Raw genomic sequence first — 13,378 nt, 5'->3', positions numbered from 1 at the left:
CGAATCGCGCCGCCTCCGCAGGCAGGCGTTAGGCTCGAAAGGCAAGCCGAATCGGCAAGGAGGCCGGACCCGTCTGGGTCCGGCCTCCGGCACGAAAAACCCCACCTGAATCTTCCACAGCTAAAGAGGTAACCGGTGTCTGCCACCAAACCAGTCGTACTCCTCGCGGAGGAACTCTCGCCCGCCACCGTCGAGGCCTTGGGTCCGGACTTTGACATCCGTTCCACTGACGGCGCCGACCGCTCCCAGCTCCTTGCCGCGATCGCCGACGTCGACGCCATCCTGGTGCGCTCGGCCACCCAGGTGGACGCCGAGGCCATCGCGGCTGCGAAGAACCTGAAGGTCATCGCCCGCGCCGGCGTGGGGCTGGACAACGTGGACATCAAGGCTGCGACCCAGGCCGGCGTGATGGTGGTCAACGCCCCGACGTCGAACATCATCTCCGCCGCGGAACTGACGGTGGGGCACATCCTGTCCCTGGCCCGGAATATCCCGCAGGCCAGTGCGGCGCTGAAGAACGGGGAGTGGAAGCGCTCCAAGTACAGCGGCACCGAGCTGTTCGAAAAGAAGATCGGCATCATCGGGCTGGGCCGCATCGGCGCCCTCGTGGCCGCCCGCCTGCAGGGGTTCGGCACCGAGATCCTCGCCTATGACCCGTACATCACCTCGGCCCGGGCAGCGCAGTTGAACGTGCGCCTCGTGACGCTGGACGAATTGCTGGAAGAATCCGACTTCGTCACCATCCACATGCCCAAGACTCCGGAAACGCTGGGCATGCTCGGCGCCGAAGCCTTCGACAAGATGAAGGACACCGCCTACGTGGTGAACGTGGCCCGCGGAGGGCTCGTGGACGAAACGGCCCTGTTCGACGCGCTGCAGTCCGGGAAGATCGCCGGTGCCGGCGTGGACGTGTTCGTCAAGGAACCCAGCACCAACCTGCCGTTCTTCGCGCTGGACAACGTGGTGGTCACCCCGCACCTGGGCGCCTCCACCGATGAGGCACAGGAAAAGGCGGGCATCTCCGTAGCGAAATCGGTGCGCCTGGCCCTGGCCGGGGAACTGGTCCCCGACGCCGTGAACGTTGCCGGCGGCGTCATTGCCGAAGACGTTCGCCCGGGCATCCCCCTGATTGAGAAGCTGGGCCGCATCTTCACCGCGCTGTCCTCGGACTCAGTGACCGCCGTCGACATCGAAGTGGCCGGAGAAATTGCCGCCTTGGACGTGAAGTCCCTGGAACTGGCAGCACTGAAGGGCATCTTCACCGACATCGTCTCCGAGCAGGTCTCCTATGTGAACGCTCCGGTGCTCGCCGAGCAGCGCGGCATCGAGGTGCGGCTGCTGACCACCCCGGACGTGGATGATTACCGTAACCTGCTGACCATCCGCGGCGCCTTGTCCGACGGCACCCGCCTGGAGGTCTCCGGCACCCTGACCGGGCCCAAGCAGATCCAGAAGCTCGTAGGCGTCAACGGTTACGATCTGGAAATCCCCATCAGCGAGCACCTGATTGTGCTGATCTACCAGGACCGCCCCGGCGTCATCGGCGCCCTGGGACGGATCCTGGGGGAGAAGGACATCAACATCGCCGGTATGCAGGTGGCCCGGAACACCGAAGGCGGCCAGGCGCTGTCCCTGCTGACGGTGGACTCCTCCGTCCCGCAGGATGTCCTGGAAGCACTGAAACTCGAAATCGGGGCCACGGTTGCCCGCGAGGTGGACCTGCAGGACTAGCGCGGGGGGCCGTTGCGGGTTACCACCGCCTGGCCCCGAAACGCTGCAGGGCGGAACGTCCCACGCTTCGGGGCAGGTGTTGCTGGTGGGGCAACACCAGCACCAGCCGTACCGGACCCTGGGAAGTTCCGCTCCCGGGCAGCTCGGGAACTCCTATGCACCCGGCCGCCGGCAAAGTATTCGGCTTTCCGTACAGCTGATGTTGCCCAGACAGTGCGCAAGGGACATCAGCTGTACATAAGGCGGCGGAAATGAACTCCGGGGCGCCAGAGCGCCGCAGTGCGACACCGGCGGGTAAAACAGGGTAATTTTCTTATGTGACTTCAACCGACTCCAAGACCCCGTTCTACATCACCACCGCTATCTCCTACCCGAACGGCGAACCCCACATTGGGCACGCCTACGAGCACATCGCCACCGATGCCATGGCCCGCTTCAAGCGCCTCGACGGCTACGACGTGTTCTTTATGACGGGTACGGATGAGCATGGCCTGAAGATGCAGCAGTCCGCGGATAAGGAAGGCATCACCGCCAAAGAACTCGCGGACCGCAACTCCGCCGCCTTCCAGCAAATGGAAGCGGACATGGGGACCTCCTATGACCGGTTCATCCGTACCACCGACGCGGATCACTACGCTGCCGCGCAGGCCATCTGGAAGCGGATGGAGGAGAACGGTGACATCTACCTCTCCAAGTACTCCGGCTGGTACTCCGTCCGGGATGAGGCGTACTACACCGAGGACGAGACCGAAGTCCGCGAGGACGGGGTGCGCTACTCAAAGGAGACGGACACCGAGGTGACCTGGACGGAAGAGGAGAGCTATTTCTTCCGCCTTTCCGCCTACCAGGACCGGCTGCTGGCCCTCTACGAGTCCCAGCCGGATTTCGCTGCGCCGCGCTCGCGGTTCAACGAGGTCATCAGCTTCGTCAAGGGCGGGCTGGAGGATCTGTCCATCTCCCGCACCACCTTCAACTGGGGCGTGCCGGTGCCGGGCAACCCGGACCACGTGATGTACGTGTGGGTGGACGCGCTGACCAACTACCTCACCGGCGTCGGCTTCCCCAACACCGAGAGTGAGGCGTTTCGGAAGTACTGGCCCGCCGACGTCCACGTCATCGGCAAGGACATCTCCCGCTTCCACGCCATCTTCTGGCCGGCGTTCCTGATGTCCGCGAAGCTGGAACTGCCTCGGCGGATTATGATCCACGGCTTCCTGCACAACAAGGGCGTCAAGATGTCCAAGTCGCTGGGCAACGTGGTGGCGCCCAAGGCTTGGGCGGACCAGTACGGCCTGGATTCGGTGCGGTTCTTCCTGCTGCGCGAGGTCCCGTTCGGTGCGGACGGTTCCTACAACCACGACGCCGTTGTGGGCCGGATGAACTCCGACCTCGCCAACAACCTGGGCAACCTGGCCCAGCGCTCCCTGTCCATGGTGGCCAAGAACTGCGGGGCCGCCGTGCCGCAGCCGGGGGCGTTCACGCCTGAGGACACCGCACTGCTCGAGGCCGCCGGCAACCTGCTGCAGATCTCACGGGAAGCCTATGACGTGCAGGACTTCCACGGCGCGCTCGAAGCCACCTGGAAAGTCCTGGGCGACACCAACGCCTACTTTGCCGAGCAGGCCCCCTGGGTGCTGCGGAAGACCGACGTCGACCGCATGAATACCGTGCTCTACGTGACCCTGGAAGTGCTGCGGATCGTGGCCATCCTGATCCAGCCGGTCATGCCGGGCAGTGCCGCCAAACTGCTGACCGTGCTGGGCCAGGACGACGACGCCGCGCGTCAGTTCAGCGCTATTGGTACGCCGCTGGTGCCGGGCACTGAACTGCCGGCACCCACGCCCATCTTCCCGAAGTACGAAGAGCCGGCCGAATAGCGGGCCATAACAAAAACACCCCCCGGCTATCCGCCGGGGGGTGTTTTTGCTGCTGGGTACGTTACGCCTCAGGGTCCGTGGCCAGGAACCGTTCCACGGCCGTTTTTTCCATCACTTCCGCCACCGCTTCCTGCTGCCCGCGGGCCATCTCGACCAGTTCCTGCAACCGGGCCGTATTAAACCGGTGATCGGTGCCCGAAAGCACCAGCAGGGTTCGCCACAGGGATTCCTTCATCCTTACCAGCGACTGCAGGAATTCAAGTTCCAGCTGGCCGGTGGTGCCGCCGCCGGTGCTCAGCGGATTGAGCGGACCCAACTTGCCGGCTGCTGCTCCCACGGCTGCTGCGGCGGCCTTCACCTTGCTCCGGGAGTACCCCAGCGCGTGGATCAGGGACTCCAGCTCGTCGCGTTCGTCGGAGATTTCCTCCACCAGCCGGGCGAAGGTCTCCTCGAACGGGGATCCTTCCCAGGTCCGCTGTGCCGCGGTGAACAGGCGGACGCCGGTCTCCGCGCCCACCAGATGGTCATCGAGATAGGCGGCCAGTGATTCACGGCCTGGGGTAAAGGTCCCGGGTGTAGCTTCCGTCATGCTGATCTCCTTACGGCTGCAGCCTGCCGGATCTTTCCACCCGGCATAAGCCTGCTTAGTAATTTGTCCTTCCCTGTATCCTCGCAGATCTGCGGCCCGACCGCGAGGCAGGTGCCCCGCAGCCGGACCGCGGACGGGCCGGGCCGGTGCTGCCGGTCAGTCGGCGGCCAGCCCCGCCACCGGAGAGAGGCGTGCCGCGCGCCGGGCCGGAAGGACCGAGGCCGCAAGGCCGGCCAGGACGGCCACGGCGAGGACCGCGGCCAGCTGCAGCCAGGGCAGGGACGGGGTAACGGACGTAAAGGCGCCCAGCGCGGATTCGGCTCCGAGCCAGCCATACAGCGAGCCCAGCACGGTGCCCATCAGGGCAGCTACTCCGGCGATCAGCACGGCTTCCAAGGCAAGCATGCCGCGCAGCTGGTTACGGGTCAGGCCCAGTGCCCGCAGCAGGGAGGATTCCCTGGTGCGTTCCAGCACGGACAGCGACAGCGTGTTCGCCACACCCACCAGGGCAATAACCACCGCGACTCCCAGCAAGCCCGTGACCACCATCAGCAGGACGTTGATGACCTGCTCGAAGGCACCGCGCTCGATGGCCGAGCCGGATACTTCGTAGTCCTCCACACCGGCGGCTTCAGCCACGTCGGTGCGCAGGTCCATCAGCGCGCTTGTGTTGAGCCCGTCCTCCACGGACAGCCACAGCTGGGGCATGGGCGGATACTGCTCGTCACCGGCAGGTGCGGGCCCGCCGATGGACTCCGCAGTCTGTGCAGTGATCAGCGGCAGCATCTGGCTGCTCTCGGAGACCACTGTCTCAAGCTCGACGCTGGAGGTTGCACCCTTCACCGTGAGGGTCTTTTCCGGGGTGTTCTGCGGTACCAGAATGGTGTTGTCTTTCAGGGCCAGGGACGAATCCTGCAGCACCTTGGCGGCGTCGGCCGGATCCAGTGCGTACACCCCGAACTGATCTCCGTTTTCAGTCTCGGCCGTGGCAGAGACCGGAACGAGAACGGCTTCCCGTACCCCTTCCACTTCACGGACCGCGCCGGCATCAGCGGCGGTGACGGATTCGTCCTGACCGGAAACCGCCACATCCACGGGGTACTCCGCGGCCAGGACATCGTCCAGGGACGTTCGGACGGTTGCTGCGCCGGTCATCATCATCGTCACCAGGGTGACGCCGATCAGCAGGGCGGAAGAGGTTGCCGAGGTGCGTTGGGGATTGCGGACCGCGTTCACCGCAGCCAGTTTGCCCGGGACACCCAGCGGTGCGGCAATCCGCCCGACCGTGCGTACCAGTGAGGGGACAAACAGGGTTGCGCACATCAACACGCCCACAAAACTGAGCATGCCGCCGGGAAGGGCGATAAGGAGATTTCCCCGGACCGCGCCCACTGCAAGCAAGGCAGCCCCCACGACCAGCAGGACCAGGCCGATACCCAGCCGGGCCCGTCCGCGACGGGTGCCGGCGCGGACGTCGTCGGCCGGACGCAGTGCAGCCAGCGGAGCCACTGCGGTTGCTGCCCGGGCCGGAACCAGGGCTGCGAGGACCGTCAGCAGGATGCCGGCGGCCAGACCGGCCACCACTGAGAGCGGGGAGACGGCCATGGTGGCAAAACCGCTGTCCGGCAGGGTCTGCAGGTAGGCGATGAGACCGCCTACGAGGGCGATTGCGGCCGCTACACCGGCCACTGAAGCCACACCGCCGACGATGAGTGCTTCCACAATCACCGAGCGGCGGATCTGTGACCGGGCTGCACCGATGCAGCGCAGCAGGGCGAGTTCACGGGTGCGCTGGGCCACCAGCACCGAGAAGGTGTTGGAAACCACCAGGGCGCAGACCAGCAATGCCACAGCGGCGAAGGCCAGCAGGATGGTGGTGAGGATGTCTTCGCCGCCGGTGAACGCGGACACCATGGCGTCGGTTTCTTCCTGCGCGGTGCGGACCGTGATGCCCTCGTGCCCTTCGAGCTTTTGCTCCAGGGCGGTACGGACCTGCTCCACATCGGCTCCGTCGGCCAGCGCAACCTGGATGTTGCTCAAGCCAGCCTCGGCCTCAGCGAAAAGGGCTGCCGTTGCGGTGGTGGAGTACAGCTGCGGTGTGCCCATCACCTGCGGGTTCTCGGAAGGCGCCACCACTGCCGTGACGGTCAGCTGGACTGTCGGCTGTTCAACCTCCGGATCGGCGAAGGCGTTGGTGACGGTCAGCACCGATCCCCGGGCCAGATCCTGCCTCTCGGCGGTGTCCCGGTCCACGGCCACCTCGTTGTCGGAGACCGGGAGGGTGCCTTCGAGCACATCAACCGGGAACAACTGCGCGTAGTCCGAGGTGTTGCCCAACTCGGCAAACACCCTCTGCTTGCCTGCGCCGAAGTTAACGTAGCCCGTCTGCGCGGCGTACGTTCCAGCCACTCCCGCTGTGTCACTTACCAGGGCTGCGTCGTCGGACATCAGCGGTTCGGAGTCCGGATCGGACATGTCCCGGGCGAGGACCAAGTCGGCGTTCCGGTATGACTCGCCCACGCTCTGCGCCAGGGACGCCTTGGAAGAGGAATTGATGATCAGGGTGGCGGTCAGGAACCCCACCGCAATCAGAACCGCCAGGGAAACCGCTATAAAGCGGCGGGCGTTCAGGCGCACCTGCGCCAGCGCTACCTGCAGCACGGCCTACGCCCCCAGCTTGGTCAGGGCAGACAGCACGGTGTCCGGAGTGGGGTTGGCCAGTTCGCCTACCAGTGCGCCGTCGTTCATCAGCACCACCCGGTCCGCATAGGAAGCGGCAACGGGGTCGTGGGTGACCATGATGATGCTCTGGCCCATTTCCGCGGTGGAGCGGCGCAGCAGCGAAAGCACCTCTGCGCCGGACTTCGAGTCCAGATTGCCGGTGGGTTCGTCGCCGAACAGGACATCCGGGCGGGTCAGCAGGGCGCGGGCGACGGCGACGCGTTGCTGCTGGCCGCCCGAAAGTTCGTGCGGGCGGTGCTTCAAGCGGCCGGTGAGGCCCAGGGTTTCGGTGAGGCTGTCCAGCCATGCCCGGTCAACGGTCCCGTTGGCCAGGGCGACGGGCAGCGTGATGTTCTGTTCAGCCGTCAGCGTGGGAACCAGGTTGAAGGACTGGAAAACGAAGCCCACGGAGTCCCGCCGCAGCCGGGTGAGGGCGGCGTCGTTCAGCCCCGTCAGTTCGGTGCCGCCAATCCAGATCCGACCCGAGTCGGCGGTGTCCAGTCCGGCCAGGCAATGCATCAGGGTGGACTTGCCGGAGCCGGACGGACCCATGATGGCGGTGAATGTCCCGGTTTCGAAGCTGACGTCCACGTCCCGAAGGGCGTGGACGGAGGTTTCGCCCTTTCCGTAGGTCTTGTTCAGCTGCTGGGCGGCAGCGGCCAGGCGGGTCCCCGTGTTGGGAACAGGATTATGCTCTGCGAGTGTTTTCATACCCCCCACACTATTTTCGACCGTACCCCTGCCGCATCGGGCGGGGGGACGGTCCCTGGCCGGCGGGTCTCATACCGTGGGTGGAAGCTGGCTGCCCCTAGGGGGCGACAATTCCGGTCGCGTAGGCAATCACTACGGCTTGCACGCGGTCCCGGGCCTCCAGCTTGGCAAGGATGTGTCCCACATGGGTTTTGACCGTTGCCTCGGAGAGGAACAACCGGGCGGCGATCTCCGGATTGGAGAGGCCCTGCGCAATCAGCGTGAACACTTCGAGTTCCCTCGGGGTCAGGGAGGCGACGGCGGCGGCGTGCGGACTGCCCGGGGTGCCGGCGGTGCGCAGCAGGGGAGCTACATGGTCCAGCAGGCGCCGGGTGGTGGAAGGGGCAATGACTGCGTCGCCGCGATGCACCGTGCGGATGGCCTCCAGCAGCTCCTCCGGCGGGGCGTCCTTGAGCAGGAAGCCGCTGGCCCCGGCCTGGATGGCGGAGAGCGCGTACTCGTCCAGATCGAAGGTAGTCAGCACCACCACCTTCACATCCTCGTTGCGTACTCCGCCGGCTCCCAGCAGCTTTTCCGTCGCCTCGATCCCGTCCATGCCGGGCATGCGGACATCCATCAGGACGACGTTGGCGCCTACCGCAGCCAGCGCGGCGAGGGCCTCGCTGCCGTTGCCCGCCTCTGCGACCACTTCAAGGTCCGGCTGGGAGTTGATCAGCATGCGGAACCCGCCGCGGACCAGCTGCTGGTCGTCCACCAGCACTACGCGGATGGGATCGCCGGTTGTCCCGGCAGCATCGGATTCGGGTGTCCAGGGGGATGGGGGCACGTGCCTACGCTTCCGTATAGGGAATGAATGCTTCAACGCGGAATCCTCCGCCGGCCGCGGGGGCCGCTTTCAGGGTTCCATCGTAGAGGGCAAGGCGTTCACTCATTCCGGTGATGCCCTGGCCCAAGCCGTCCGTGGAGAGCCCGGCCGCGGCGCCGTGCCCGTTGTCGCGGACGGTGATGTCCAGGCCCTTGGCCGACCACTGCAACGACACTTCTGCGCTGGCACGCGGTCCGGCGTGCTTGAGGACATTGGTCAGGGATTCCTGGATGACCCGGTAGGCGCTGAGCTCCGCACCCTGCGGCAGCGGGCGGCGCGGCGTTCCCTGGGCCAGGACCTCAACATCCACGCCGCCCCGCCGGACCGAGTCCACCAGCGCGTCAACATCTGCGAGGGTGGGCAGGGGGCGGGTGGAGGCCGCTTCGTCGCCGCGGAGGACGCCCAGCAGCCGGCGCATCTCCCGCAGGGAGCCCCGGCCGGTCTCTGCAATCACGCCGAGCGTCTTCGGTGCTACTTCCGGGTCCTCGGCGCTCGCATACCGTGCGCCGTCGGCCTGGGTGATGATTACGGAGAGCGAGTGCGCCACAATGTCATGCATTTCCCGGGCAATGTGGCTCCGCTCGTCGGCGGCGGCCAGATCCCGTTCCTGCTGCCGTTCCACTTCGAGCCGGTGTGCACGGTCTTCGAGCGCCTGTACGGCGAGGCGCCGGGTGCGGGTCAGGTCGCCGAACGTCCAGGCCACCAGGATCACCGCTTCGAAGGCGACGAGGTCGATGGCGGCGATGACGGAAGTGCTGATCTGGACGATGTCGGGAAAGATATACCGGATCAAAAAGAGTGCCCCGCCTGCCATGGCCAGGGCCAGCCCGGCAAGGCTCGCCCAGCGCGGTGCGAAGGCTGCCAGGGAATAGACGGTGACCAGCACGAAGATGTCCGCCGGCAGGGCAGTGACCGGGACCAGGAACAGCTGGAGGATGCAGGCGGCGGCTTGGACGGCGGCGCTGGCGACGGGACGGCTGCGCCGCCAGGCCAGCGTCATGCAGATGACGGCGGACAGGGCGAATTCCATGAGGCCGCGGCCGCCCCCGGACCCGAGCAGCAGGAAAGGCACGGCGAAGATGAGCGTGGCAGCGATTGCCTGCCAGAGGTTCACTTTCCCGGGGTTCGCCTGGATCCAGGCATAGATACGTCGGTGCACGAGCATGATTACCAACTCTAGGGCTCCCCGGCCGGTCCGCGCGTCATACCGGGGGTGGACTCCTTGTCCGCGGTGACCAGCATGTGAGATGCCTTCTTCGCCATGCGGACCCTCTTCCTAAGATGGGGTCATGAGCGAGACACAGCCCACAAGCATTTCCCTGGCCGTCATCCCGGGAGACGGTATCGGCCCGGAAGTTACCGCTGAAGCGGTCAAGGTCCTCGAGAAGGCGACGGCGGCCAGTCCCGTCACATTCGAACTGACGGAATACGAACTCGGGGCAGAGCACTGGCTCGCGACCGGCGAGACCCTCCCCGATGCCACGCTCGAGGCGATCAAGACGCACGACGCCATCCTGTTCGGCGCCGTCGGGGCCGCGCCGGGGGACACCACCATGCCCTCCGGGCTGATCGAGCGCGAACTGCTCCTGAAACTCCGGTTCAGCCTGGACCACTACGTCAACCTCCGCCCCTCCCGCCTGTATCCCGGCGTCGAAAGCCCCCTGGCCAATGCTGGAGAGGTGGACTTCATTGTGGTCCGCGAAGGAACCGAAGGTCCCTACGCCGGTAACGGGGGAGTGCTCCGGGAAGGAACCCCGCAGGAAATCGCCACCGAGGTGTCACTGAACACGGCGCACGGCGTCGAACGCGTGGTTCGGGACGCGTTCCGCCGCGCCTCCCAGCGGCCCCGGCGCAAGCTCACCCTGGTCCACAAGCACAATGTGCTGGTGAACGCCGGCCGGCTGTGGAAGCGCACCGTCGAGAAGGTGGCCGCAGAGTTCCCGGAGGTCACCCATGACTACCTGCACGTGGACGCGGCAACCATCTTTATGGTGAGTGATCCCTCACGCTTCGATGTGATTGTCACCGACAATCTCTTCGGCGACATCATCACGGACTTGGCGGCGGCAATCACGGGCGGCATTGGCCTGGCCGCTTCCGGAAACCTCAACATGGACCGCACCTATCCCTCCATGTTCGAGCCCGTCCACGGTTCTGCCCCCGACATTGCGGGGCAGCAGAAGGCGGACCCCACTGCTGCCATCCTTTCGGCGGCCCTGATGCTGCGGCATCTGGGCTTCGAAGCCGAGGCCGGCCGGGTGGAGGACGCTGTGGCGGCGGACATTGCGGCACGTACCGGTGCGCACCGCTCGACGTCGGAAGTCGGCGATGCCATCGCCGCCGCGGTGTCATAAGCTCTGTACCTAACAACCAAGTAGTCGTAGAACGGGTTTTTGCCGTTCACCGTGGAGGAATCATGACCGTCAGCGCACTGGAATTCACCCAGGAGCTTTCCACCAACCCGAAGTCCGCCTCCGAGCGGGCCACCATCCTGGCCAACCCCGGATTCGGCGACTACTTCACAGACCACACCGCCGTTATTGACTGGAAGGCGGCCGAAGGCGGAGACGCCCAGTGGCAGAATGCCCGCATTGAGCCCTACGGACCCATCTCGATCGATCCGGCAGCCGGCGTCCTGCACTACGGCCAGGAGATCTTCGAAGGCCTGAAGGTATACCGGCACGCCGACGGTTCCGTTGTGAGCTTCCGCCCGGAGGCCAACGCGGCCCGGCTGAACCTGTCCGCCCGCCGGCTGGCGCTGCCGGAACTGCCCGAGGAACTCTTCCTGGAGTCCATCCGCCAGCTGGTGGCCCTGGACAAGGACTGGATCCCGGACGGCGACGGCGCAGCGCTGTACCTGCGCCCGTTTATGATCGCCACCGAGGCGTTCCTGGGTGTCCGTCCGGCACGCGAAGTCTCATACCGCGTCATCGCTTCCCCGGCCGGAAACTACTTTGGCGGAGAATTGAAGCCCGTCTCCATCTGGCTCTCCACCAAGTACGCCCGCGCCGGCCGCGGCGGCACGGGTGAGGCCAAATGCGGCGGCAACTACGCGGCATCGCTGATCGCCCAGATGGAAGGCGAAGCCAACGGCTGCAAGCAGGTCCTCTTCCTCGACGAGTTCAATGACAATGCCGTGGAGGAACTGGGCGGCATGAACGTGTTCTTCGTCTTCAAGGACGGGCGCCTGGTGACCCCGTCGCTCTCCGGCACCATCCTGCACGGCATCACCCGCTCATCGGTTCTGCAGCTGGGCCGGGACCGGGGCATGGATGTCCAGGAACGCAAGATCACCCTGGACGAATGGCGCGACGGCGTTGCTTCCGGCGAAATCACCGAGGTCTTCGCCTGCGGCACCGCCGCCGTCATCACTCCGGTGGGCCAGCTCAAGTCCGAGACTGAGGTAATCGGCTCCGCCGATGCAAAGCCCGGCGAAGTCACCATGTCCATCCGCGAGCAGCTGCTCGGCATCCAGAACGGCACCGTGGAGGACACCCACGGCTGGCTGACCCGTCTGGCCTAGGACCGGCATGCCCGCCTCCGCGCTTCCGGAATCCGGACTGGTCCGCAGCAGTGACTTGACCCGTGTGCGCCTTGCGCCGAACCCGGGACCCATGTCGTTGGATGGAACCAACAGCTATGTGCTGGCTGCCCCGGAGTCCGGAAGCACGGTGGTGGTAGATCCGGGACCGCTGGATGAGGAGCACCTGCAGGCACTGGCCTCGGCGGGAACGGTGGAGCTGGTGCTCATAACCCACCGGCATGCCGACCACACCGAGGCAAGCCGCAGGTTCGCGGAACTGACCGGGGCACCGGTGCGGGCTTTCGACCCTGCGTACTGTGTTGCGGGGGAGCCCCTGCGCCCCGACGAAGTGATCCGGGCCGCCGGAGTGGAGATCCGGGTGCTGGCAGCGCCCGGGCATACCTCGGATTCGCTTTGCTTTTTCCTTCCCGACGACGGCCCCAACGGGTCCGTCCTGACGGGGGACACGATTCTGGGCCGGGGCACCACCGTGCTGGACTTCCCGGATGGAACACTGGGCGACTATCTGTTGACGCTTTCCATGCTCTCGGACCTGGGCCCGGCCACCGCGCTTCCGGGCCACGGGCCGGTCCTGCCGGATCTGAGTTCAACGGTCCTGACCTACCGGGACCACCGGGAGGAGCGGCTGGAACAAATCCGCGCCGCACTGGAGTCGGCCGGCCCGGACGCCGGAACAGCTGAAGTAGCCGACCTGGTCTACTCCGATGTGCCGGCCAATGTCCGGGCTGCCGCGGAATTGTCCGTGGCCGCGCAGCTGGCCTACCTCCACGGTGAGTAGGCGGCTGGACAGGGGTGCGGCAGGTCACTTCGAAACGGTTTGCGGGGACCGGGCAGGGTGTGCAAAGATAGACGAGTCGCCGCGGCCGGGACGCTGAAATAAGCGCCCGAAGCATGGCGGCCAAACCCACCAAAAAACAGAGTTTCTCTGGTGCGCCCCTTCACGGGGCCGGCAGGAAAGACTCCGGCTTTTTGCTGGGCCGGAACGGCGGTTGACACGCTTTCCCGAGGCTTCCGATAAGGATAACCGGGAATTGCGGAAAACGCCGGAATGGAATAAGATGGAAAACCTTGCAGCGAAGAAGAAAAGGAAAACATTGTTTTCCTGAGTATTTTCGGATTGCGTCTGTTGTTTGAGAACTCAATAGTGTGCCAAGTTTATTGATACCAATTTATTTTAATTGGTTGAATCGACTGTTCCGCCCACCCCGTGGGTTGGAATGGTTTTTTTAGCTGGTTTCGAATTTAGTGCAGTGCCTGGCGGCCAATTTTCCTTGGCCCCGGCATTGTGTCTGTATGAACATTTACGGAGAGTTTGATCCTGGCTCAGGATGAACGCTGGC

10 protein-coding genes are annotated in these 13,378 nt (G+C 65.4%); 5 read left to right on the top strand and 5 right to left on the bottom strand.

Going from position 1 to position 13,378, the window contains the following annotated elements; genetic code table 11:
- The first annotated feature begins 135 nt into the window (after positions 1-135).
- Positions 136-1,731: a phosphoglycerate dehydrogenase gene (serA, locus tag LJ754_RS00050; protein ID WP_227914409.1), complete on the top strand. Its 1,596-nt coding sequence runs from the start codon at positions 136-138 to the stop codon at positions 1,729-1,731.
- A gap of 317 nt (positions 1,732-2,048) precedes the next feature.
- Positions 2,049-3,608, top strand: a complete 1,560-nt coding sequence (metG, locus tag LJ754_RS00045) for a methionine--tRNA ligase (RefSeq protein WP_227924864.1) — start codon at positions 2,049-2,051, stop codon at positions 3,606-3,608.
- Positions 3,609-3,669: 61 nt separating this feature from the next.
- Here the strand turns inward: metG and LJ754_RS00040 are convergent, their stop codons facing one another.
- The 5 genes from LJ754_RS00040 to LJ754_RS00020 form a co-directional block, all read right to left on the bottom strand.
- On the bottom strand, positions 3,670-4,197 hold the full coding sequence (locus LJ754_RS00040; protein WP_227914405.1) for a hypothetical protein: 528 nt from the start codon (positions 4,195-4,197) through the stop codon (positions 3,670-3,672).
- A 156-nt stretch (positions 4,198-4,353) separates the two neighbouring features.
- Complete coding sequence (locus LJ754_RS00035; RefSeq protein ID WP_227924863.1) at positions 4,354-6,858, bottom strand: FtsX-like permease family protein; 2,505 nt, start codon at positions 6,856-6,858, stop codon at positions 4,354-4,356.
- Positions 6,859-6,861: 3 nt separating this feature from the next.
- Entirely contained in the window at positions 6,862-7,629 is a 768-nt protein-coding gene (locus LJ754_RS00030) for an ABC transporter ATP-binding protein (RefSeq protein WP_227924862.1), read from the bottom strand.
- 97 nt (positions 7,630-7,726) lie between these two features.
- Complete coding sequence (locus tag LJ754_RS00025; RefSeq protein ID WP_227924861.1) at positions 7,727-8,455, bottom strand: response regulator transcription factor; 729 nt, start codon at positions 8,453-8,455, stop codon at positions 7,727-7,729.
- A gap of 4 nt (positions 8,456-8,459) precedes the next feature.
- On the bottom strand, positions 8,460-9,659 hold the full coding sequence (locus LJ754_RS00020; protein ID WP_227924860.1) for a DUF7134 domain-containing protein: 1,200 nt from the start codon (positions 9,657-9,659) through the stop codon (positions 8,460-8,462).
- Positions 9,660-9,783: 124 nt separating this feature from the next.
- Between LJ754_RS00020 and LJ754_RS00015 the strand changes: the two genes are divergently transcribed.
- From LJ754_RS00015 to LJ754_RS00005, 3 genes are all read left to right on the top strand, one after another.
- Entirely contained in the window at positions 9,784-10,848 is a 1,065-nt protein-coding gene (locus tag LJ754_RS00015; protein ID WP_227924859.1) for a 3-isopropylmalate dehydrogenase, read from the top strand.
- Between the two features lie 62 nt (positions 10,849-10,910).
- Positions 10,911-12,017: a branched-chain amino acid aminotransferase gene (locus tag LJ754_RS00010; protein ID WP_227914396.1), complete on the top strand. Its 1,107-nt coding sequence runs from the start codon at positions 10,911-10,913 to the stop codon at positions 12,015-12,017.
- A gap of 7 nt (positions 12,018-12,024) precedes the next feature.
- Positions 12,025-12,816 carry an MBL fold metallo-hydrolase gene (locus LJ754_RS00005; RefSeq protein ID WP_227924858.1) on the top strand — a complete coding sequence of 264 codons (792 nt, stop codon included), beginning with the start codon at positions 12,025-12,027 and terminating at the stop codon, positions 12,814-12,816.
- Positions 12,817-13,378 lie beyond the last annotated feature (562 nt).

It is taken from the genome of Arthrobacter sp. zg-Y40, assembly GCF_020731535.1.
Classification (GTDB): domain Bacteria; phylum Actinomycetota; class Actinomycetes; order Actinomycetales; family Micrococcaceae; genus Arthrobacter_B.
Note: the sequence above shows the minus strand (reverse complement) of the source record. Positions and strands in the feature narration are given on the sequence as shown.

Excerpts from the sequence above, each read along its gene's own strand:
- LJ754_RS00020 (WP_227924860.1), bottom strand. The coding sequence starts at position 9,659 with ATGCTCGTGCACCGACGTATCTATGCCTGGATCCAGGCGAACCCCGGG.
- LJ754_RS00040 (WP_227914405.1), bottom strand. The coding sequence starts at position 4,197 with ATGACGGAAGCTACACCCGGGACCTTTACCCCAGGCCGTGAATCACTG.
- LJ754_RS00005 (WP_227924858.1), top strand. The coding sequence starts at position 12,025 with ATGCCCGCCTCCGCGCTTCCGGAATCCGGACTGGTCCGCAGCAGTGAC.
- LJ754_RS00030 (WP_227924862.1), bottom strand. The coding sequence starts at position 7,629 with ATGAAAACACTCGCAGAGCATAATCCTGTTCCCAACACGGGGACCCGC.
- LJ754_RS00015 (WP_227924859.1), top strand. The coding sequence starts at position 9,784 with ATGAGCGAGACACAGCCCACAAGCATTTCCCTGGCCGTCATCCCGGGA.
- LJ754_RS00010 (WP_227914396.1), top strand. The coding sequence starts at position 10,911 with ATGACCGTCAGCGCACTGGAATTCACCCAGGAGCTTTCCACCAACCCG.